This window comes from Moorena sp. SIO3B2 (assembly GCF_010692525.1).
Taxonomy (GTDB): Bacteria; Cyanobacteriota; Cyanobacteriia; order Cyanobacteriales; family Coleofasciculaceae; genus Moorena; species Moorena producens.
The window spans coordinates 39,211-60,844 of the sequence record NZ_JAAHHE010000029.1; the positions used below are offsets into that span (position 1 = coordinate 39,211).

Here is a 21,634-nt window from a genome sequence, read left to right on the forward strand (position 1 = left end):
AAAAGCGACCGCAGAATAAATACCAATGACTACGATCGCTATTGAAATATAAAATTCAAACAATTTCATTATGACACTTAATTTGCCACTTTACTATAAAGTGGTGTCTGCACTAGTTGATGTAGACACCACTGGTTTACCGAAGAATAGTGTAGAGGCTTGGCTAAAAAAGCCTGAAACCATTAACCTGATTGACTTTATCAAACAAACTTATAACTTTTGCTACATTACCGGCAACCATAAAGTATTCGACTGGCACTACTGGAAAAAGGAATTAAAGCTTCATCCGGACATGGTATTGGTCTTCGAGACTTTCCGGAAGCTGGAACTAGAGAGGTTGGCTAATCCGGTGGTGGAAATTCCCAGTCTTGACGAGGTGCCCGACGGCTACCATCCCGTCCATCCCGGACTCCTTAAGTACAACAAAGAAGCGATCGCGCTCGTTCTGGAAAACGGAAAGCTTCCCCCAGAAGTTCTAATAGCTGCTGACGATCGGGAATTTCTTCGGAAGTTTGATGCATTCTTCAATACCCCTGAGAAGGCTAGATGGGTATGGGAGATGAAGAAGCAGAAGATTAAGCCGTGGGAAACTGACCTTAACACTAATGCTAAATGGTGTCACCCAGACCTAGCCGCTGCTTTCCTGGACGAAGTGAAGCTGGATTCAGAATTAGACTTAGACTTAGACTCAGATTCAGGTTCTGGATCTGTTCCAGTTTCGACTCCAGACCCAGACCCGATACCTTCTCCAGAAGGTTCGTCAGAAGAACTTCCAGAGGAACCTCCAGAGAAAACTACTTTACTGGAAAGTACTTTAGAGCCTTCTGCGGAGCAGGGAAGACTCCCTCTCTTCCCAGATGTACCTGATGACTATCATCCAGTTTCCGAAGAGTACTTGAGCGAGAAAGTCCAAGTTCTTCGCGTACGCCTCAAAAATGGAAAACTTACAAAAGCTGCAATCGCTACAGATTCGACATTTCGAGCGAAATTCAAAGCCTCTATTCGGGACAATCATAAAGAGCTGTTGGAACAATTAATAAAAGCCAAAGAGAAGGCATACATTTCTGGGGAAAAGACTTTATGGTGCCATTCTCTTTTGGTGGAAGCATACCAAAGCCCTCCAGCACCTTTTACCAAAGAACCAGCAGTTGAGCCAATAACTGAGGCTGAGATTGAGGCTGAAACCGATACTGAGATTGAAGTCTCTGAATATGTTCTGTTAAATATGATCGCGTCATCTGCGGGAATAAATCCTGAGCTGTTCTCTGAATTTGTTGAGCTGGACAGCACCATTGCCTTTCAGATGGAATTAGCTGAGTACGAGGACATGGATGTAACGGAAGTCTTTGACCTTACTCACCGTAACAAGGGAGAAATCTGGATTCACCCATCGTTTGGCGAGAGGTTTGTCCAGTGGGCCATGCAACAACCCGAGCCAGCAGAAGTTATCGAGACTGTTGAGGTTGGGTTTTTCCCTCCAAAAAATGATGACGCTATCACTGTAGACGACAGTTCACGAGGAGAAGAAAAAGTAATAGAGGCTGAGGTAGTTGACCCTATAGAGGCTAGGCAACAAAGGAAACTCGGAGCAGAAGAAGCAGTTAATCGGCTATGGAAAAGACATTATGAAGCTGAACGGAAAGGGTCACTGTCTGATACTGGAAATTTTGATTTAGTCCCTATCCCTCCTGAAGAAGCTGATATTTTTATCGACTACTATATCCGACACAGAGATCAAGTAACTGTAAACTTCTCCCAGTTAGCTGTCCTTGAGCATGTAAAACATTCCGCAGTTTTTCAGGGAGACATAGTAAACGGGATGAGGGTTCACCCTGTGATCTGGGCGGAGTACCTCGAATGGTTTTCCATAGCTTTCAAAGGAAAAGACTCTCAGAAGAAGCCTCCAACTCTTCCCCCTTGTGAACCAGTAGCTAAACCAGCACCTGAACCGGTATCTGAGCCAACACCTGAACCAGCACCTGAGCCGGTATCTGTAAAAAAACAGTCACTAGACTTTTCTCTATTGTTTACAGAGCAATCTAGCCCTGCCGAACCCAAAGAGGCGGCTGATGAAGTACTAGTGGCCGACCATTACTTTATTTCCCTGAAGAAACTTTGCTGTATCGTCCAGGAGGAGCTCGCAGAACTAGGGTCTAAGGTCGTCGTAAGTATTCGTGAGATAAACAAGATCCTAGTTGATTGGGGCTACCAACGCCGGGAAGGGAACAAATGGCAAGTTCTTCCCGCTGGAAAGCCGTACAGGCTTGGAAGACAGTGGGACTGCGCTCTGGTCAAGCCACTGATAAAGGCTTTCTCTGTTATTTATTTGACAGCAAAGGAACTAAAAGACCTTGTAGGAAAGTCCGTTAAGGCTACTTCTAACAAAATTAGTGCTGCACTCGTCAAATTGGGTTACCAAGTGCGTAAGGAGGTAACTTCGGGGACTGGCAAGACTTATCGCTCGTGGTTTTCCACAGATGTCGCGATCGCAGCAGGCAAGGCTAAGCAACGAGGTTCTCGCATCCTGTGGCATCCGGACGTTGTCGATGAAGTAATCAAAGAGCTAGAAGGTTCCTCTGAGTCTGCTCCTCACCCGGCAAATACTGCTTCTCCATTAATCAAAAGGGTTGGAGAGTACTGCTTAAGCTTTTTAACTGAGGTAATGGATAAAGGACTCTCTTTTGTTAATTCTGTATTGGAAGATATCGAGAGTGATGGAACTTTGGAAGAAAATCCTGGGGTTATCCCTGAAGACCCTGGAGATACCTTCTTTGAGGATTTGATGGACTCTATCGAGGTTAGCCCAGAAGAAGAGCTTTCAGAAGTTGTTTCGACTGCTATTCCCGTTGTTTTACCTGACCCTGAGCCTGAAAAGTTTGGGTCGAATATAGTACCCTCTTATGAACTGATCGCGACTCAACCAGAATACATTGCGGAATCAATTGCACATGCTGAGATTAGGGCAGGAAATTTTCATAATATTGCTAGGGATTTGCATCCTGATCTTCGTAAATTGCCAAAAGAGTATGCAACCAGGGGAATGCAAATTTTAAACAATGCAAGAGATGAACAAGAATCTGGATCTAGCAATTATTCTCTGACTAACCATTATCAAGAGGAGGAAGCAGCAGAGGAAGATATGGAGGATATTCCTTTTTGATGAAAATACCTGCAAGTTATTGATGACTTGCAGGTAATCACTATTTACATTTATTAGATTTAATCTAGACACATTATCCCACAAAAAGCTTGCGCTAAACCTGAAGCTAGGCTAATATAAAACCAACAACACCGGCGTCCTCTTATCGGTGTAATGCCGGAGACTCAGGGGGTGCAGCTACCAGTCAACCCCAAGATAGAAAAAGTGATGGCAAGCGTTAACTACGACAGCCTCAAGCAGTATTGTAAATTGTTTGACTGGCACAAAAATGACAAGGATCTAATCAATGCAGCCAGAATAATAGGCATTGAGTGTCAAATAGCTTCTCAGAATTATTTAAAAACAGAAATACGGTTTCACTCCAAGATGGAAGTGCTAGAGACTTTGATGTCCGAGTACTCTATAACCTTTCAGCGGCAACTGGTTTTTCTCATTTTCGACGGTTCCTGGATAAGGAATTATCGAAACCAAGCTACAGCAAATTTCCCAAATTTTGCATTGTACTTTGACTTTAGGTTTCGTAACAACAAGCTAGAATATTGCCTATTCTTTAAGCCATTAGTTGGCGCTCCTATCTTACCCAAAGACTCCATGCTTCCCACTAGGTTAATATGGAAGCGTTGGGAGGATTTTTGCACTTATCCGGGCGTTAATTATACGAACAAGATGGATGGATATTTAAGGGATTTCTCTAGTTTAGAAAGAAGGTACCACCCTCCTAACGAGCGCGTTAAGTCTGTACATCTGACTAAGGGAGAAAAGCGACTAACTCCATTGGTAGACATGGTTGACAATTGGCCACAAAGCGATATCAACGAGTTACTAGCCCCTGGCAGTGGAAACCCTTTCTTTCCAATGTTATAATGACACTGTAGACCACAGTACTCCCCGTGGGCTACTCCAGCTTTCCTAAAGCAAATACCTAGAAAAATCCCCTGCAATTCCCTGCGGGGGATTTTTGGCTTATCTCTTCTGGTTCATCCAGCCAACTGCTCCTACGAAAATGGAAGGAACAAAGCCATTCTCGTCCTGTACAATTTCAATCAAATCCGCATAAGCTCTAATAGCTCCGTGGAAGTCCATGCCTTTGAGCACGGCATCAATTCCATCATTAAAGTATCGATTCAATCCTTCCTCAATAGTCCATTTGTGCTTGCTGTGGCTTCTCTTACAAGCCTCAATAATTTCAGGAGCTTTCCGATGATAAAACAGCTGATCGAAGCCATTAGTCCTGTCGTCCTGTACCAGTTCTTCTCCATCAAGTTCTACCAAATTAACGAAGAAGGATTCCTCTTTTAGCGTTGACATAATGCCAGGAAATTCCTCTACTGTCCCCTGCGAATGGTAGACAACGGCATCTAATTTTAAAAATTGCCGAATCATTTCCTCTGGGAAGAAGTTAACGAAGTATATGGTATCTGTCTCTTCTACTTTTAGCTTCTTCCGGAGCTTCACCAGCTGGCAGTCTTCGACTAGAGAACTGTTCCCATGCAGATAAGTAACTGCGATCGCTCCCACCTCTGGATTTTCGCAGGTCAGTGGCTTTGGGATGTCCTGATAGCAAATGTAGCGCATTTTTCTGTTTTCTCAATCACTGTGCTTAACAGTAATCAATTGTGGCAAGGGAATTGGGACAATACAACTGGAGTGATCTCTGTGGTTCCTATCGGCAGGGGTTCGTCTTTGGCGAGGCTAAGACCGTAGGTCTGTTGTTGGGCACGGATTAGTAATGTACAAAATCAAACAAGGTTGCTGTTTTCCGCATGAGGGTAGGACAAGTCTTTGTTCTTATTGGGTCTTTAAGGCGAAATTCAATCGCAAAGTAACTAAGGCGATATACTTAAAACTGTTATATTACTGGAGTTTAGATATGCCTTATAAGAAGCTAACGGGGAAAAGGATGGCTTTTTTCTTGGCTGAACTAAAAATCCATGGTTCGGAACAAAAAGCCAGAGCAGCCTTGGATATTTCTTTTAATAATTACTGCTATGGTAAAGAAACAATTCCCGGCTTTTCCAAAAGGATAGAGGAAGAAGTAAAAAGGTTTAACGAGACAGAAATATATCTGGATTTGCAATTGGAAGATGTCGCACAAGCTTGTCAATATGCTAAAGGTTTAAAGAAGAAAGGAATCAATGATTATAAAGTTACTCATAGTTCACAACAAGTTGTTACCACCGAAAAGTTTGATGGTAACAACAACCTGATCAGCAGAACGGTTAAAAGAACACCGGCCAATGAAATAATAACGTGGGGTTAGGCTACGGCTAGCTGTAAAAACCGCCGCAACCCTTGATGTAGCGGCGAAGGGATTTTCCTCCCTTCGGCAAAACTTGAAGATTCATAGGTGGGTACCTAGAGTACTTTTCATTGGCTAAATACCTTATAGAAAAAGGAGTTGAGCCTGGGTACCTAGAATCGTTCTCATTAGAGAGATTCCAGACTGGATTAGCTAAAGGCGCGAGAAGCCCCACATCTCAATAGACATCTCCAGAAACTCGGTTTTGACCCAGGCAGTGCAAGGGTTTGAGGTTAATTTTTGGAGATGTCTAATGCGAAGCACAGTGGTCGTGAAAACTATGCCTAAAGCGCTGAAAACCTTACTGGGAGAGAATTTCACAGTGGTCGCGGGTTGCTACGAAATGGAATCAGAAAGAGGGACAGGATGTCGGGCTCTCTCTTTACTTTATTTTATGAAGGCGTCATCACTTTACTATGCTGTCGTTGAAAATATCCTCTGATGGCGATATAATACACGAAGAAGCGACCGCACTAGTCTTACAAACATGCGATCGCTCACAATCACTGTGACTTACAGTGATTCAACAAACTACTCTAAGAATAACACATGGAAAATATACTACGAGTTCGGAAGTCCATCATCCGCATTGCTCCCGACGAGATTCTCGACACTTACACAGCGGACGAGATAGATCCAATCACTGGATTTTTCATTAACTACCTTAGTAGCAGGGGAACAGCAAACGTAGTAAAAGCATCGCTTAACACAGTGTCCTTGAAAACGATGTCTAAACTCCTGAAAAGCCTGCTGGGGAAGGATTTCACAGTGACCCAAGGGGCTTATATTATGGAATCAGGAGGGGTCACTGATGTGTCGCTTTGGAAGATCAATGATTCCATTACTTACTGGGGATATTGGGCTCATCACGCGAAGCAGGTCAAGCCCAAGACAAAAGAAGCTGCCATTAGAATAATCATGGCGTCTGCCAAATCTAATTTCCAGATAATGGCTGATGAAGCTTTTGGGCGAGCTTATACTCCGGGAAAAGCTCAAGACTTGTTCCTCCAGAATCAGCAGTTAAAAGAAGAGAAGGCGATGCATCACCACAATGCAGAGAGCTGGCGATACCTGTATGAAGAACAGAAGCAGAAGCAAGAGCAGAACGAAGAACTGCTCCAAGACCTTTCTTTTGGGATGGCTGAGGACGACCTGCTGGCAGCAGAGAATGCGCAGTTGAGGCGGAAGCTCTGGGATCTAGGCATTGACCCAGACTCTATGATTGGTTAACAGGAAGCTAGGCATATCGCTTCATCCACACACCCCGGCAATTGCTGGGGTTTTCTCTTGGTGGGCGATGAAGCTAACGCTTCCGCTAAAAGCGATCGCTGCATTTTTGGAGAAATCAGTCCACACATTTATGGAAGATTCAGGCCATGTGGAGCATTCGCGCTCACTTCATCGACTACCGAAGCAGGCGCAATCCTAGGCATAGCAACAGCTTTCGCGGTCACAATCCATTCCGGCAATTTTCCCCAAGAATAATCTGAAACTAGCTCCTGGCAAGGCTTCCAAAACCGGCAATGGGCAAAGGTGAATAATACTGTTCTCGTTCCGACAAGGGAGAGACTTAAGGATGTGGACAGAGTGTCCAAGGTTGTCCGTACATCCCTGAGGATTAACGGACAACCTTGGACAATTCGCCTTTTTTGCTTGTGGCCAGTCGTCACAAACAAAAACCTATCACCCATTATTAACAGCAGAGCCAAAAACAGGCAAAGTTAGTGCTATCAAGCGGTATTCTTTGATTCTTGATTATAGGACTCTCTTATCCTTCCATTTGCTAATTCTCCACTGGTTGAGGGAGAATTAAATATGTGGTATGCAATTTCGCGAGTCTAATCTGACGCGCGACCCGGGGAGCAAAAGAGGTGGGAGGCCATTGCGGTCGTTAAATCGGACGACCGACCCAGGGAGTAAGAGAGAAAGCCCAAACATTTGGCGTTGATTATCGCGACAGATGAATTACTTGTCAACTTTAGGTTAGCAACTAAAAAGATAACCAAAAGTGTACATAATGCCGTTAATAGGTATTGAGGGAAATAAGATGGCTTTTTGTTTGTTACAAATAAGTCTTACGCTCGTCCTAGTGCTACTATCGGAATAGCTACGGTATTGCATTGCGCGACTAATTCAAGTAATTCCCTTGCCCTTACTACTGCTGTACCTCTTACTCGGCATCCAGCAGCAGTTTATTTGTCTACTCTGGGAAGGGGTCCTGCTCCACTATGAGACAAGCTTTAGATGCGTACGCTTCCATGCTTACCAATGGCGTACGCATCTATTTCCCATTCTTTTTTTCTAGGTGAAAAAGCCTCGTTGGCAATACAATAGTACCGTCCATTCTCCGCTGCCTCCCATGACTGACCTGCTCTCACAACTCAACAGCGTAATTGACAACTTATACTGGCTCAGCGCAAGTGACGAATTGTGGGAACTCTTGACCCTTGATGAGGAACCCACAGCTGAAGTGATCGCTAAACTTTCAGGAAAGGCACCAGTAAAAACTAGGGACTTCGAGACATTCTTCCTCAATGCCACCACAGAACAAGACTGGCATGGCCAGGAAGATAGAGAAGACGTAAAACGCTACAAAGACTTGGTGAAATTATTACAAGAAAACCTCGAAGCGATCGTCATCTACACAGCAGGAGAAGCTGAAGCCGATGTTTTCGTAACAGGCTTGGCTGAGTCCGAACAATGGATTGCCCTAAAAACTATGGAAGTAGAATCGTAAGTCTACTGTTGATAAACTTTGCTCTCAAGGACTTCCTCAATCTCATCGGGTAATTCTTTAAAGAAGTCATAGCCTGTTAGTTTTTCTATCCTATTAACTGTTGTGAGATAATCCTGCCAGTCTGTGTTCTTCACCGACTCGTTATTCGGGATATTTACAGCAATGGTCTGGCTGGGACTGCCATTTGCACCAGCAACCAGAATCACCTTCCATGTACTCTCTGGAACAGTGACACCATTCCCAATGGTGCCGATATTTCCTAGAGGGCCTGCCACAATATAAACCGCTTTATTACCGAGCTCAGTAATAATATCCCGTTCATATCCCTCTAGTTCCCTCCAAACCTCTCTGTTATTCGAGGGACTTTGGGGCATTATGTTCGACATGTAGAATGTGGCGCTGTTATCTTCCTTATTGCTGTCTCTGTCAGCACTAGGAGCAATGTGCCCCCGGTCATACCCACTTCTTCTGTAGTCTCGTGGTGTGGGCTGATAGCATGGTAAATCGGGGTCTGGGCGAAAATCATCAGCACGCTCAACATCTCCCAGGTAGCTGGCGTCCACCATCCACGACACCCAGTTAGCGAGGTTGCGAGAGCAATTATATGAGATTACAAACTGCTCCTTGGGGATTAGATAATTATTGAGTACAGTATCAGCATCACTGGGATTGCCAAACTTAATTTGTTTTAGCACCAATTTCGACAATGACTTAGGTTGAGAAAGCTCACTCGCTTCAGGCTCAACTTTTTCAGTTTTAGGTGTACCAGGGAGACTAGTGCAGACAATGCCATCACCGTCCTTGTCTAATCTGAAAAAGTCTTTGACAAAGACATTGAATACAGCCTGTGCTTCAGGCTGCGTTGCGAAGTCACTGCAATTGCAATCGTTTAGGACACATTCAGGTAAATTCAAAGCTTCGACTTTAGGAGTGAAGAAGACCAAACCCAACCAGGCGATCGCCACCACTATTAAAAATATTCGTTTCATCTGTACCGTTTTTTCTGTACCGTTTTGTATCATCACACGAGAAAAATAAGTTTTCTAGGTGAATAACGTGATCGCTCACTTTAGCATAAAGACCAGCTGATAGTGATAACTTATGCTAAATCTAACCATAGTAGAGGCAGTGCATTGGGATTTGGATGGTGCATGATTCTCGCCTTGGAGATGCTACGCGATTGACATGCAGGTCACGCTACGCGAACGCGGAAAGCGGAAAGTGGGCTAATCGTATTTTTGTAGAACTGTAAGTTGTAGGGTTGTGAGATTGCGGTTGATCAGGAGAGTATTGGGATGAATTTTACCTAATACCTGCTCGGCTATTTTTAAGGCTTGTTGGTAGAGGGGTTCCGCTTTTTCGTACCGACCCTGGTTATCGTACAGTCCTGCCAGGTTGTTGAGGCTGGATGCTACATAAGGGTGGTTTTGAGTCTAATGGGAACTAGTTCCGTTGCTGGCATTCAGGTAGCGGAACAGGGTCAGAAGTTACCGTAAGGATAGTGAAGCCTTTATGGTTAGTCGGCTATGCATAAAAGAGGTGCGACCCGTGGCGAATTAAATTCGCCACGGGTCGCACCTTTGGTTAAAACTGTTTGATTAAGGCTTCACTATTTCTTAGTGCAAGATGTGAGTCATCTCACTTGGCGAAGGTTTGACCCTTCGCCAAAAAATTTATATAGAATTTGCCCAACGTTTAAATCCTTGCATAGCTAGATTAGCCATGATTACCCAACGGTTATTTTGTGATAACTTTCCCTCAAAGGGCAGTTCAAAATCTTCCGGTTGGCTGGGGGCTGACTCAACTTTTTGGTACATTTTCCCTGATGGCGGTGCAAGGGTTTTGACAGATTTTACCAGATTTCCTTGAACTTAAGCAACTGTTAAGGTGGCTCAAAGCATTGATGCCATTGGGTTTCCGGTTTTTCCAGCAAGCCCTACTTAATAGATGAGCACTTGGTAGGTTTCCTTTTCTTCAAAGCAGCGTTAGTTCCTAAACCAGCAATTGCAAGCAGGGCTAAAACCGAAGTCGGTTCATAAACCACTGCACTAGCAATTCTGAGCTCAGTAATCTGCGTAGACCATATATCTTCAGCCGAAACAAACTCCTGGAAAGTCCAGAAAGTAAAGGGATCAGTAGGATCAACAACTGTCGCACTGTAGTCGCCCCAGCGATTGCGGCGTAGGGGATCATCCCTGCCAATCAACTCATAGTCGGCAACACCTTCCTCTAACAACAGTGGGTCACTAAAGGTCGTAATTCCACCAACTGTTTGACCAGCAACTGCATAGCTGCTAACAAATTGTTCCTCACCCGAACCCGATCCACTAAAACCGATTACAACATCGTTATATTCGTTAACGGCAATAGAACCATAGTAAAAGCTAAGTTCAGGGCTAGCAATCAAACCTTCTTGAAGGAGTTGGTTAGTAGCTTCATCAATTTCAAACCAACGTAGTGCTGAACGACCAAAGTTTTCTACTGACTGAACCCCCCAAATTGAGCCATTTATCAAAACTAGATTTGAGCTAAAGCGATTATTTCCTGTATCAATGTTTTGCTTAGGACCTGGTTGTTCGGCACTTGGTGGTGAAGAAAACCGCATAACATCAACTGTACCGCTCGGTATAAGTGTTGGTGAGTTTATGTTTCCTGTAATATTTGAGCGTCTAAATTGGTTGTCGGATATATTGGATAAAAGAATTGCAGGTATATCCGTATTGTCTAAATTAACAACTGGCTGGTTGTTAAAACCAATATCTGACCTGTTTTCAAAAGTTGGTTTTTCATCATTAATTCTTGGCGTGTCTGCTAGCAAATCATTTTTTGGTAGTGCTACAACCGCAGCCAAAGATCGTACTCCGTCATCATCTCCACTATCTGGAATATCGAACAAAGTAGTAGATATATAAACCCCATTTTTGTCAAATCCTAATGTGGGAAAATCAGCCCAACGCTGATCAGTTGAATCGCTATCAATGCTAAAGCCAGTCCACCCATCAATGGGATTGGAGGACTCAGATACAGCAAAAAGGATATTGTTAGCGTTCTGTGCATTATCTACTGATGTGGCAAACCACCGCTCACTAAAGGGGTCGTAAAGCACCCGAGGATCAAATGATTTCGATAGAGCCGTTGTATCCCCCATTGGAGTAACATTTGCTCTTTTCCAAAATTCATCAAGTGAAATATCCACATCAGGTGAAAGACTTTTAACATCTTCACCTGTTGGTTTTTCATAGATTTTATAACGTCCATTGATTAGTTCAACAATATGATCCAAACCAACTGCACCCATTGTGTCCGGTGGGACAAAACCAGTATCAACTCCAAATGTGCTACTTGTAAAGTTTGACCCTATATCAAGGGTCAGATTGATTGCTTCTGCACTACCAGAAATACCAAGAATAGCTGTTGAGGCAATCGCTGTTGATGTAATGGTTCTATAAATAAGTTTCATGTTTGATTTTCCTAGTCAAAAACAAGCCAATAGTAAGCAGCAAGGAGTTAATCAATTGATCAAATCCTTACAGCTTTACTTGGAAATAAAATATTTTCCACTTCACCCACTAGAATCTAATCTGAGGGGGTAACATGAGCAATGAAAAGCTTACTAGATAAGGCTTTGAGGCCATTTATCTTAGCCTAGATCAACTCGCAAATTGACCCTACGAATGATTTTCTGGAACCTCAAACCCTTATAACTATGTCCAACGTCAGTCCAAAATACCATGTATCTTTTTGTAACAGATCGGCTGAACGTATTATCCAGTAAGGATTTTAACTTGCATGTCACCCCCTCAGGAATCTAATATTCAAGGGAGTGTTAAACACCATGTCTATTCAGGCAACCACAATCTTTGGCAGTAAGGGAACCCGAAAATAATCAAGAAACAGCTATCTTACCGATGGGGAGTAAACTAGCTCCCTATTTTCTTTCTAGTGATTAGAATAATTCATTTACTAGATAAAAATCAAGCTTTATTAGGGATAAATTATCAAATATGATGTAAGTATTAATTGTGAAGACTAAAGTGTGAAGTAATTATCAATTATGAAGATTAAACTAGAAAAGATCAAGAATCAATTAAAACTAAACTATGAAAAAATAAGCTTTATTAGGGATAAGTTATCAAATATAGCAATCCTAAATCATTTGTAAAATCAGCAAAATCTGGAATTGTTGCTGGGCAAGCGTTATAGCGAACGCTTTGGCCAATATATTTCACGAATCATTTAGGACTGCTATATGATGTAAGTATTAATTGTGAAGACTAAAGTGTGAAGTAATTATCAAATATGAAGATTAAACTAGAGATTATGGCTCTTCCGGATCTGTGGTTTAAAACGTATCAAAAGGCACGAAATCGAAAATCAACGTGGCTGGAACTGGCGGAATTACGTGATATAAGCTTGCCTTATCACCGCCAAGCCGGAAGAGCCGAGATTATTAAGGATTAATTAAAATTAAACTATGAAAAATCAAACCCTATTAGGGACAAATTATCAAATATAAAGTAAGTATTAATTATGAAGATTAAACTATGAAGTAAAAGGTGGGAGTGGTAAGTATAGGGGAAGCTCAATAAATTTATGACCAAGTGATAGTGAAGTTCCTTGTCTGGGGATTACCGGCACAATTTGCGAAAAATCAAGAGTAGGAGACAGCAGTCCAAGCGAAATGTCTACCTAGTTCCCATGGAAAGCCATACTCAAATCGGAGTGTCTACCTAATACCGACATAAGAATTATGTGTTTTAAATAAAAATCAACTTAGTCCCTTTTGATTTGTGTCGGAAATAGGAACTAGGTCAATTTATAGGCGGAATTTGTAATGCCGGTAATATTACATTATTTGGATGACTTCAGATTGCGCTTGAGGATTGAGGCTGCGCTGAGGGTACTGAGGGTGAGGAAGCCGATGGTGGAGGTAGGTTCGGGGACTGGTACAGAAACCACAGAGCCACTCACTAATGCCCGGTTCCCAAACGGAGGGGATGTAGATAAACTGCTGAACTCCGAATCTCCGCCAAGTCCGGCTGTCCTTTGAAGATCAATAGACCCTCCAGCTTCTGTTAAAGGTTGCGCAAAATCAATAAAAAGAGAACGCATACTATCTATTCTGAATTGGGGTCCACCAAAAATTGGAACAAGGACAGTTGCGTTACTCCTTAAACTTAATGATCTCGAATCACTACTACCTAGAACAAATGAGGTTGATGGTGAATAGATGAATGGCGGAAATAAAGCGGTATCACCACCAGTAGGCTCAATAAGGAAATTTGAATATTCCCCATTGGAAAAGTCGAATTGTCCAATCAAATCTGCACCGTCATCAAATTTAACATTTTGGAATACCCAAGTCAGCGCAGAGGCAGGATTTTGGGAAGAGAAGAAAGCTACCATAGCCCCAGTCAATGTGGAAGCTGTAAATAACAGTGCTTTCCTAAAATCCTTGGGAGAGGTACTTGCTAGTTTCTGAACTACGTTGGATCTAAACATAAATTTTTCTAAAATATCCTGTTATATATAACTAACAACAGTATAATAAGTGACTACCAAAAAATAGTCAACAATAATCCCGATTCTTCACGAAATCTTTAAACGATGTTTCCGATTCCCGATTCCCGATTCCCGATTCCCGATTCCCTACTCCCTATTTCCTCTGGATGGATATAAAATGTTCAGTGGACATCCGGTGGACATCCAGTGGACATTCAACGAACATCCAGCAAATGGTTATGACTCAAGAAATAGACAAGTTTCCTATCAAGGATTTACAGACCCGATACAATATAGGTCGCAGTGCTCTTTACGAGCGATTTAAGCATGCCAATATCAAGCCCAACAAAGAGGGGACTCGCTCCTTTATATCCGGTGAACAACTGGAAGAATTGGATCGTTTAAACACCCATTTGGAAAGGGGTGGAACCTTTGAAGATTTTGAGCCATTATTAACCGAAGGGTTTACGGAAGATAGTCAGGAAGGTATCTCCCTGGACAGTTCACCGGACAGTTCGCCGGACGTTCACCGAACAAGGTTTTGGAACGCAGAACGGGAAGCATTAGAAGTGTTCATTAATACCATTGCTTCTGGTATTGAGAGAGCTAATATCAACAGAATGCAGCCCTTGAGTCCCATAGAATACATGCAGCAGTTGAAGATGGCTGCTGAGGAACGGTGGTTATTGACCACATCGGAGGTCAGAGAATTGATAAAAGTAAAACCTCACACCAGGAAGGGTGAGGATACCTACAGGAGGGGTTCCTGGGTGTTTGTTAAATCGGGGAAGATTGGAAGGGAAACTGCTTGGCGTGTGGAGCAGGAAACAGGGGATAGGGAACAGGGAACAGGGAATGATAACTGATAGCTTACTCCTAAGCTTCTGTCCATCCCTCAATGGTAGCCATCAAGATGTTAACCAAGGGATGGTCTAGGGCTTCCTTGAAAGCTTCCACTCCTCCAGCTTTCAAAGAATTGATTACCTTAGCTTTTAGGGTTGGGTTATTCTCAATTCGGTCAACAACTTCACTGACGACTATCATCTTTTCTTTGCTTGTTGTAGTGGGATTAGTCTGGGATAGTTGCTCCATAAGTTGCTGGATTTCTGCTGCTGCTTCGGCTAGGTTTTTGTCAGCTCCCTCGTGGTTAGTTTGATTAGCATAGCTTTGCTGACTACTAACAGAATCAGCTTCACTAAAATCTGCCCCGGAAAGGTCTTTTCCCCGGAATGACTGACCTCTAAGATTTACCCTTTGGAAATCCCTTTCTCCTGCTGCATATCGTCTCAGAACTTCTTTAGCTTTCATTAGCCAGAATCATATATAGGAGAGGGGATAGGGAAGTTTAGTTGTATTACTTTAGTATAGTAAGTAGTTCTTGTCAATAAACTGGAAATAGTTCTTAATAAACCCTGACTGATTGTGTTTATTAACTGAGAGACTGTTTTGAAACGATTGACCGTAGTCCACGCTACGCGATCGCACCCACATTGTATTGACTCGGGGACACCCAAGCTGTTCAATGGTACGAAATGGGTGTATTGAGGCGTGCGGCATGAAAATCGACCGCCATGGCCAGGCAAAGATTTTAACCACAGAGGAAATTCAGATCCTGTTCAACGAAGGGGCAACCCTTAACCCGCCACGAGACCGGGCGCTGTTTGCCGTAATGCTCTACACTGCCTGTCGGGTCAATGAAGCGGTGACCTTAAGGATAAGGGATGTTTACGATCGCAAAGGTTCCGTGCGTCCCGTGGTTCTATTCAGGAAAGGAAATACAAAGGGAAAGCTTGCCACCCGGACCATCCCGGTACTAGAAGATTTGCGAAAACACTTAACGGACTACCACCCTCCGAAATGGGGAAACTATCTATTCCCAGGGAGACACGGGAAAGGGCACATCACCTCAGATGCCGCCAGCTGGATCCTTCGGGAGGCGTGTAAGCGTGTGGATATAGAAGGGGTCAGTACTCATAGTTTCCGCAGGACAGCACTCACCCAGCTAAGTAACGCTGGAATTCCCCTGCGGGTAATCCAGGAAATATCCGGGCATCGGACATTGGATGAGTTGTACAAGTACTTGGAGGTGCGACCGGATCAGGTAAGGGGAGCTATCAGTGCCTTGTCAATGCTTAGTCCGGTTGAGTCCGCCGAGCCGAATGAACAAAAGCCGGATTACACCGTTAAACCAGGATTTTCTGCAGCAAAGCGCGTACGCATCAACAGCGAAAAACTTTCCACACCCACTTCAAAGGGGGTTCACATCAATCGCATCTGCAAGGCCATTAAAACCAACTAGCAAAGGGCTTCTCGGGGGTAACATCAAGGGTAATCTCGATTGCTATCGCAGAGGTATTCAGCCCAGTCTGGGCAAGAGTTTCAATACTAATCTCAGCCGTTTTCGCAGAGGCGGAGCTGTAGACTCACATGGACTTGCAGAATCAGTAGTTAAAGCTGCTGGTTTTTCCATATTTGACGCGATCGCTTTCCTCCGGGGCCATGTGATCGCTCCTCTGATTAAAGGGTTATATGTGTCCAAAATTGTCTACCCATCATCGATGCTGCAAAAAAGGTCCAGAAGGCGGGGCTATACATACTTCTGTTTATTGGAGGGTTACACGGTGATGATACCGCCGTCCCCCTCAAAGTCTAGTTGAAAAATGGGTTCATCAATCTCACCGGCATAATATTCGATCAGACTGCTCTTGAACTCGGCAAAATTTGTAGTTTCGACGAGAATTATTCAAAATCGCCGCGATCGTTGTCGTTGCAGTACTTCACGGGAAAACATGGGAGCCAATAAGACTTTGTACTACTTTAGGCCATAAGGGGCTTTATACTACTTTACTGTATTGTTAGCTGTCGGTTGTTCTCTTTTGCTGCGATGGAAAAAGACAACAGTTAGTTGATTACTCCTGGCTCTTAAAGAGACCCAACAAAGATGCCACCATGAAATCATCCAAGGATAATCACTATTGCTTTTTGTGCCCCCAATGGGTACTACTGGGGGCTTTTCTATTGAGGGTGTGCCGATCGACTGTCCATAATTAGACCACTAGTAGGATTGCTGTTAACAATGGGTGGTATCCTGGACGCCTTTCTTTTCTCTGTATATGGTTGTGAGACTAGGGTCTGAATTGGTACCCTGCACCCTAGTCTTCACATGCTCCATCAGTTCCCGCCATTGCCCCACCTCCAAAAGCTGCCATTGCTCCACTTCCGGATGGGCCATCGCCACCACCACTCAATCCACCCCTCCTGCCGCGCAATATTAATTAGAAGAGTTTTTTATCTATCTATATTTATTGTTTTTTAGACACTTAAAAAGTAAAGACAACAGAATATACCGACTTTTGTAATAAAATCGGTATATTCTGTTAAATGCTTTTGTTATCTTTACTTTTTTTTAGGGTGTGAATGAGCGGCAATAGCGGCTACACAATCGCTCTATCTTTTGGCCAGACTATAGGATTCTCTATTTCCCGTCCCATCACCAGGAGTTCTAAAATTCTTGGTGGTCCATTTTCCTCTAGCTCCTTCTCCCTTTCTTTTTGCCTCTCTTCATCCTTCTTCAGCCTGTACTCAAAGACTTGATCCTTAATCTTTAGTGATCCAGTCGTCTGAGAAATCTGATAAAAGTAATGGCGCTTCTCCTTCCGTTGAGATTGTCTCTCGTTCGTTCTTTTCATCTTTATCCCGAAAGCAGTCCAAAGAAATTTTTTAAATAAGTTATAGGGAGTACTCTCTGGTTTGTAGTCCCCAAGTCCAACCCTCCTTAGCTGTTTCCTTACTTCAGGGTGAGTTATCCCTTGCTTAAACTTGATCAATTCAGGGGATTCGTTTGTGTATTTCTTCTCACCGTCGGATAGGTCAATCCTGCACCATTTCTCAGACGTCATGAACTCAAGGACTATCTTGGCTACTTTCTTCTTAGGCGTTATCAAAGGGTTGATAACGTCAGGCAGGAGGAAAGCCCCTTCGTTTACATGTGGAGTAACCAAGGCTTTGTCCCGTGCCTCTAAGAATTTCTCTCCTACTGTCGTGAAGTACAGTAGTTCAATCTTTGGACCGATCCCCTTGTCGTCTAGTTCTATGAGCTCTTCACTTACAAAACCGTATCGCTTTTGAATCTTGTGCTTCCGAACCCTGTCCCGATCTTCTTTAGTCTTTTGTAAGCGGTCGCATGCCTGCTGGAAGTCCTCTTCATCGGTAAAGTCTTCCGCTTTAACGATCTCAGCCTTGTGTTTTTCGTACATGTTGTTCCGACAATCAGTAAGGGAGGCACTTAGATTTTTTGGGTTCATCCCAGATAATTCAATATCTCTATCTGTAATATATCCAGGGAGTACTTTTTGCCCCTCTCTCTTCAATCCCTCTATTACATGCTCCCGGTAATCTGGAGCTATTTCATTGAACCTAGTAGCCAATTCGGATAGTGTTCTCATCGCTAGTTCTGGCACAAAAGGAGCACTAGGGTCTTCTTGGTAAAGCCTTTGATCTTCATCATTCAAAAAGCCCAGTCTATAGCTTTGGTCTATCCATGCTTGCTGTAAGTCATTGTAAAATTTCTTGTGTTCCGCCCAGTAGCAGTCAGGAAGAGTGACCCCCTTCTTTCCATACCTTCTTTTGCTGTCTTTGGTCACATAAAAATAGCGAGGAACAGGCTTTCTCACTCGCCCAGCCGCTTGCCGCAGGCTGTTCTCGGGGATTATCCCATTTCCAAACGCAAAAACCGCTGTAAAGTGATCGACGTCAATACTTACCCCTGTTTCTAAAGTAGGAGTGGCTATTATTATTGCCCCAGGATTCGCTTCACAATATTCATTTATAGAGCTAGCTATGCCCTGAGCTGGGTGTCCTGGCTCTGCCACGCTGTCAGCATCACACCTCAAAAACTTGCGGTGTGGAAAAAGAGATTTCAGGAACTTTTCCATATCGTAGGAGCCCCATTTTGATTGATAATTCTTGGCCGATAGGAATATGTAAGGGGTTCCGCCATCAGCAATATGCGCCACTAATTTAGTTAACCATTCATCCTTTGACTCAAAAATAAAGGAAGTATACCCTGGAAGCTTTATTGTGTTGTGAATTATGATTGGCTCTTCAGCTTTTGTTGTATTTTTTAAATAATTGACTGAAACGTCATCCAAGTCCGCGTCTAAAGCAATGACCAGAGAGGCATTTCTCAGTATCTCAACAAAAGTCGTGATAATCTGGATTCTTTTTTTCTTGCAAGTCTCCCCTAATAGTAAATGAAGGAGAATCTGAGTCCATTCATCTAATAAGACAACACACCCAACCCAGTCCCTGGCTATTATTTGAGCTTTTGACTCTGGATGGCAAGAATCTATGCAAAGTGCCAAGGCATTAAGGAGTCTTCGCATCTGTGCTGTAGTGTCATCGATATAGAAAATACCTAAGTTCTTTGCCAAGCTTCTGGCTAGCTGTTCTCTGTTAGACAAACTAAAAATTGGAAGACCCATTTCAGTAAATCCTGGCAGGTATTCATTTAGTACTGTAGACTTGCCTGTATTCTTTGGAGACTTAATGCCCAGAAACCCCGACTCTAGTGCTTCTTCATGAGATGGCAAGTTATCAAAAGTCAACCATCGTTTCTTGATTTCAATAAACCTTTTGCCTTCTCCCTTGGTTAAGCATCTTCTTGGGTCTACCTTCCAAGTAGCAAAAGGGTTTGCCACTTCAACTAGTTTTTCAAAAGCCTCTTGTCCGTGAGCATACAGAAAGTCATCTACCCCTTTTCCTTGGCTGGGGAGCCATTCAACTATGTTGACTTTACATCCGCGTCTTTTGAGTTTTGATCCTATCACCAACAATGACTTGTGTACATTCTGTCTCGTCTTTTTCTTCTCGTCCTGGTCTAACGCTAAGTTCCATCCCCGACCTGGCTGACAGTACTCTAGGAGTTCTTCTTTGAGAGGAGGAGTCTGGTTTGGATAGTCACTCTTTTTCTCTGAATGCATAGTTATACCAGCGATTCCTAATGCCGGATACCCAGCACTAATCGCAGACAAAGTCTTCTTCCACCCCTCAGTTAATAGGATGGGGACTTCTGGGTGTTTTTTTAGCCAATCCCAAAAAATCGTGCCTCCGTGTACTTCTCGTCCCCTAAATTCCTCGGCTTTTTCGGGGAGGTTCGCCTTTAGCCAACGTCGGGCGTCCTTTCCGTATGGGAGTTTGTCTAATAGTCCATGCTTTGTAGCTATCTCAATTGCTGACTGCTCACAAATTGAAGGCTTGATAATCCCAGCCTCTTGTCCAGGAGGACGGACGTACTTTACTGGATTGCGATTGACCTGCTCTTCTGTACCTAACTCATTCAGTCTATTCTTTTTCCAATAGAATGGACTTCTCTCTAGTGGACCTTTCTCTTTCTTTTTCTTGGAGTAGAAAGGATTATCTGGTTTTGCTGATATTCCACGGGTTTCCGGGTAAAACCAAGCTCCATCGCCAATATAGTTAAACCTCCACAGCTCCCGCTTGGCTACGTGCCCACCGTTCTGTCTTTCTAGTTCCTTTGACTCTAAGGTTTGGTTCACCCAAGAGTCTCTAGCCCCTTGTCCGTCATCTGACCACATCTCTGAGGCTTCTATCACATGGTCTGCGATCGCTGAGAGCTTCAACTCTTTGTAGTGTCGATCGAATATGTGGGGAAATGGTGACTTTCCTATTTCGCCTTGCTCTTGACTTGTCTCTCCGTTTTGGGTAGACTTGGGAAGTATGCTTGATGGATCTCGGGGCGGTAAGTATAGAGCTTCAGGGAACCGATCATCTTCCTGAGGAGAGTTTTCAATTCTGGTATTAACAGATAAGCTTAAAACGAAAGGGTGAAAATTTTTAGAATTATAAAGATTTTTCACTTTTTTAGAATTGTAAAAGTTTTTGGGCTAGGCCGCGCGGTCTAGCCATTTTTTTTTGGCTGTTGGAGTCATGATACCGCTAGACTTGGCTTTCGTCTCTAAAAATATCGGATCTCAGGACAAAAATCCAGTTTGCGCTAAGTTGACTTGGTTTAGTTGACTGAAAGTATTTCTTGGTTTTATCAAGCTAACTTGGCTTAGTTGACTAAGGAATAGCCGATTTGTCATAAGTTGACTTTGTTTATTTAATTGAAAAATAGTCGAGTAACCATAAGCAGACTTTGTTTAGTTGACCTAAAAAAAAAGTTGATTGTTTTGAATAACTTATCGGTCATTGCAAAACATATAAATTATTTGTATCAATCACCTGCATAACCTTTCCGGGTGTCCTCCTATGGACGAGGAGAGTGTCAAGGGTTTGTCCCAGTGGTGCGATCTCGCAACGTCGGCGTAGCCAAATTGCGGGATTACCAATGTAAAGTAAAGTGCTTTATCGAGAAACCCAAGTTCTTCGCGATCGCCTCAAGAATGAAAAATCAATCGCTCACCTCCGACTCCCCCTTGTTCTCTTGATGGATGTGGGTCGAATCTGAGATGGTACTGGAGGCAGTGTCGCAGCAAAGCATTTTTACTCCTAAGTCAACTTGCAGTGCTTCCTCTATATTGCGGAGGGTAGTCTCTGGAATGCGTGTTATGACCCCACCTTCTATCGCATACCAATAAGCTCTGGTCATGTTTGCTGCTTTACTTAGCTCTGTAACTTTGAGCTTGGCCTCTTTTCTTATTCTCTTGATCTTGGCTGCTAATCCTTCTATGTATATGGTCTTGATGTACTGTATTTCCACTGGTTTGAGCGCTTTTTATCTATAGTACATCTCAAATTTAAGTCATTTTTAAAATAAATGTCAAATTTCACTTGACAAAATTAAAAGGGTGTGGCTCTTTTGGAAAGACGTTTGGTCAGGTTTAGAGAGGTATCGGAAGAGTAGGAGGAGCAGTAATAGAGCAACGAGCTTGAATTAGTCGTTTCATCAAAGGAAGGCCATCTTTGTACAAAG

At 43.2% G+C, this 21,634-nt stretch carries 18 protein-coding genes and 1 pseudogene; 8 read left to right on the top strand and 11 right to left on the bottom strand.

Features of this window, described 5'->3' with window-relative positions; genetic code table 11:
- Positions 1 to 70: 70 nt before the first annotated feature.
- Both F6K38_RS10050 and F6K38_RS10055 read left to right on the top strand, forming a co-directional pair.
- Complete coding sequence (locus F6K38_RS10050) at positions 71 to 3,160, top strand: hypothetical protein (protein WP_287356535.1); 3,090 nt, start codon at positions 71 to 73, stop codon at positions 3,158 to 3,160.
- A 153-nt stretch (positions 3,161 to 3,313) separates the two neighbouring features.
- Positions 3,314 to 4,024 carry a hypothetical protein gene (locus F6K38_RS10055; RefSeq protein WP_287356537.1) on the top strand — a complete coding sequence of 237 codons (711 nt, stop codon included), beginning with the start codon at positions 3,314 to 3,316 and terminating at the stop codon, positions 4,022 to 4,024.
- 99 nt (positions 4,025 to 4,123) lie between these two features.
- Here F6K38_RS10055 and F6K38_RS10060 read toward each other — a convergent pair whose 3' ends face one another.
- Entirely contained in the window at positions 4,124 to 4,735 is a 612-nt protein-coding gene (locus tag F6K38_RS10060; RefSeq protein ID WP_287356538.1) for a hypothetical protein, read from the bottom strand.
- A gap of 295 nt (positions 4,736 to 5,030) precedes the next feature.
- Between F6K38_RS10060 and F6K38_RS10065 the strand changes: the two genes are divergently transcribed.
- Together F6K38_RS10065 and F6K38_RS10070 are read left to right on the top strand one after the other, a co-directional pair.
- Positions 5,031 to 5,420, top strand: coding sequence for a hypothetical protein (locus tag F6K38_RS10065; RefSeq protein WP_287356540.1), 390 nt, complete (start codon positions 5,031 to 5,033; stop codon positions 5,418 to 5,420).
- 588 nt (positions 5,421 to 6,008) lie between these two features.
- Positions 6,009 to 6,689: a hypothetical protein gene (locus F6K38_RS10070; protein WP_287356542.1), complete on the top strand. Its 681-nt coding sequence runs from the start codon at positions 6,009 to 6,011 to the stop codon at positions 6,687 to 6,689.
- A 128-nt stretch (positions 6,690 to 6,817) separates the two neighbouring features.
- On the opposite strand, the gene F6K38_RS10075 is transcribed toward F6K38_RS10070, so the two are convergent.
- Positions 6,818 to 7,129, bottom strand: coding sequence for a hypothetical protein (locus tag F6K38_RS10075; RefSeq protein ID WP_287356544.1), 312 nt, complete (start codon positions 7,127 to 7,129; stop codon positions 6,818 to 6,820).
- Between the two features lie 635 nt (positions 7,130 to 7,764).
- On the opposite strand from F6K38_RS10075, the gene F6K38_RS10080 reads away from it, so the two are divergent.
- On the top strand, positions 7,765 to 8,196 hold the full coding sequence (locus F6K38_RS10080; RefSeq protein ID WP_287356546.1) for a nuclease A inhibitor family protein: 432 nt from the start codon (positions 7,765 to 7,767) through the stop codon (positions 8,194 to 8,196).
- 2 nt (positions 8,197 to 8,198) lie between these two features.
- Here the strand turns inward: F6K38_RS10080 and F6K38_RS10085 are convergent, their stop codons facing one another.
- The 4 genes and pseudogenes from F6K38_RS10085 to F6K38_RS10100 all read right to left on the bottom strand — a co-directional run bounded on the left by F6K38_RS10085 (position 8,199) and on the right by F6K38_RS10100 (position 11,656).
- Positions 8,199 to 9,185, bottom strand: a complete 987-nt coding sequence (locus tag F6K38_RS10085) for a DNA/RNA non-specific endonuclease (RefSeq protein WP_287356548.1) — start codon at positions 9,183 to 9,185, stop codon at positions 8,199 to 8,201.
- A gap of 237 nt (positions 9,186 to 9,422) precedes the next feature.
- Positions 9,423 to 9,602: pseudogene (locus F6K38_RS10090) on the bottom strand (tetratricopeptide repeat protein); the annotation flags it as partial.
- A 267-nt stretch (positions 9,603 to 9,869) separates the two neighbouring features.
- Positions 9,870 to 10,013, bottom strand: a complete 144-nt coding sequence (locus F6K38_RS10095) for a hypothetical protein (protein WP_287356565.1) — start codon at positions 10,011 to 10,013, stop codon at positions 9,870 to 9,872.
- 119 nt (positions 10,014 to 10,132) lie between these two features.
- Positions 10,133 to 11,656 (bottom strand): hypothetical protein, encoded by a 1,524-nt coding sequence (locus tag F6K38_RS10100; protein ID WP_287356549.1) that lies wholly within the window; start codon positions 11,654 to 11,656, stop codon positions 10,133 to 10,135.
- An 839-nt stretch (positions 11,657 to 12,495) separates the two neighbouring features.
- On the opposite strand from F6K38_RS10100, the gene F6K38_RS10105 reads away from it, so the two are divergent.
- A complete protein-coding gene (locus F6K38_RS10105) occupies positions 12,496 to 12,657 on the top strand; it encodes a hypothetical protein (protein WP_287356551.1) in 162 nt (53 codons plus the stop codon).
- 390 nt (positions 12,658 to 13,047) lie between these two features.
- Here the strand turns inward: F6K38_RS10105 and F6K38_RS10110 are convergent, their stop codons facing one another.
- Entirely contained in the window at positions 13,048 to 13,698 is a 651-nt protein-coding gene (locus tag F6K38_RS10110; RefSeq protein WP_287356553.1) for a PEP-CTERM sorting domain-containing protein, read from the bottom strand.
- A gap of 239 nt (positions 13,699 to 13,937) precedes the next feature.
- Here F6K38_RS10110 and F6K38_RS10115 point away from each other — a divergent pair, with 239 nt between their 5' ends.
- Positions 13,938 to 14,564, top strand: a complete 627-nt coding sequence (locus F6K38_RS10115; RefSeq protein ID WP_287356555.1) for a hypothetical protein — start codon at positions 13,938 to 13,940, stop codon at positions 14,562 to 14,564.
- Positions 14,565 to 14,574: 10 nt separating this feature from the next.
- Here the strand turns inward: F6K38_RS10115 and F6K38_RS10120 are convergent, their stop codons facing one another.
- Positions 14,575 to 15,006 (bottom strand): pentapeptide repeat-containing protein, encoded by a 432-nt coding sequence (locus F6K38_RS10120; RefSeq protein ID WP_287356557.1) that lies wholly within the window; start codon positions 15,004 to 15,006, stop codon positions 14,575 to 14,577.
- Between the two features lie 247 nt (positions 15,007 to 15,253).
- Between F6K38_RS10120 and F6K38_RS10125 the strand changes: the two genes are divergently transcribed.
- A complete protein-coding gene (locus F6K38_RS10125) occupies positions 15,254 to 15,997 on the top strand; it encodes a tyrosine-type recombinase/integrase (protein ID WP_502709573.1) in 744 nt (247 codons plus the stop codon).
- A 771-nt stretch (positions 15,998 to 16,768) separates the two neighbouring features.
- On the opposite strand, the gene F6K38_RS10130 is transcribed toward F6K38_RS10125, so the two are convergent.
- The 3 genes from F6K38_RS10130 to F6K38_RS10140 form a co-directional block, all read right to left on the bottom strand.
- A complete protein-coding gene (locus F6K38_RS10130; RefSeq protein WP_287356561.1) occupies positions 16,769 to 16,942 on the bottom strand; it encodes a hypothetical protein in 174 nt (57 codons plus the stop codon).
- 190 nt (positions 16,943 to 17,132) lie between these two features.
- On the bottom strand, positions 17,133 to 20,576 hold the full coding sequence (locus F6K38_RS10135; protein WP_287356562.1) for a plasmid replication protein, CyRepA1 family: 3,444 nt from the start codon (positions 20,574 to 20,576) through the stop codon (positions 17,133 to 17,135).
- Positions 20,577 to 21,112: 536 nt separating this feature from the next.
- Positions 21,113 to 21,421: a helix-turn-helix domain-containing protein gene (locus F6K38_RS10140; RefSeq protein WP_287356564.1), complete on the bottom strand. Its 309-nt coding sequence runs from the start codon at positions 21,419 to 21,421 to the stop codon at positions 21,113 to 21,115.
- Positions 21,422 to 21,634 lie beyond the last annotated feature (213 nt).

Bases quoted from the DNA above. Each gene is read 5' to 3' on its own strand.
- F6K38_RS10115 (WP_287356555.1), top strand. From the start codon at position 13,938: ATGACTCAAGAAATAGACAAGTTTCCTATCAAGGATTTACAGACCCGA.
- F6K38_RS10060 (WP_287356538.1), bottom strand. From the start codon at position 4,735: ATGCGCTACATTTGCTATCAGGACATCCCAAAGCCACTGACCTGCGAA.
- F6K38_RS10120 (WP_287356557.1), bottom strand. From the start codon at position 15,006: ATGAAAGCTAAAGAAGTTCTGAGACGATATGCAGCAGGAGAAAGGGAT.
- F6K38_RS10065 (WP_287356540.1), top strand. From the start codon at position 5,031: ATGCCTTATAAGAAGCTAACGGGGAAAAGGATGGCTTTTTTCTTGGCT.
- F6K38_RS10050 (WP_287356535.1), top strand. From the start codon at position 71: ATGACACTTAATTTGCCACTTTACTATAAAGTGGTGTCTGCACTAGTT.
- F6K38_RS10095 (WP_287356565.1), bottom strand. From the start codon at position 10,013: ATGTACCAAAAAGTTGAGTCAGCCCCCAGCCAACCGGAAGATTTTGAA.
- F6K38_RS10085 (WP_287356548.1), bottom strand. From the start codon at position 9,185: ATGAAACGAATATTTTTAATAGTGGTGGCGATCGCCTGGTTGGGTTTG.
- F6K38_RS10110 (WP_287356553.1), bottom strand. From the start codon at position 13,698: ATGTTTAGATCCAACGTAGTTCAGAAACTAGCAAGTACCTCTCCCAAG.
- F6K38_RS10055 (WP_287356537.1), top strand. From the start codon at position 3,314: ATGCCGGAGACTCAGGGGGTGCAGCTACCAGTCAACCCCAAGATAGAA.
- F6K38_RS10100 (WP_287356549.1), bottom strand. From the start codon at position 11,656: ATGAAACTTATTTATAGAACCATTACATCAACAGCGATTGCCTCAACA.
- F6K38_RS10105 (WP_287356551.1), top strand. From the start codon at position 12,496: ATGAAGATTAAACTAGAGATTATGGCTCTTCCGGATCTGTGGTTTAAA.
- F6K38_RS10070 (WP_287356542.1), top strand. From the start codon at position 6,009: ATGGAAAATATACTACGAGTTCGGAAGTCCATCATCCGCATTGCTCCC.
- F6K38_RS10125 (WP_502709573.1), top strand. From the start codon at position 15,254: ATGAAAATCGACCGCCATGGCCAGGCAAAGATTTTAACCACAGAGGAA.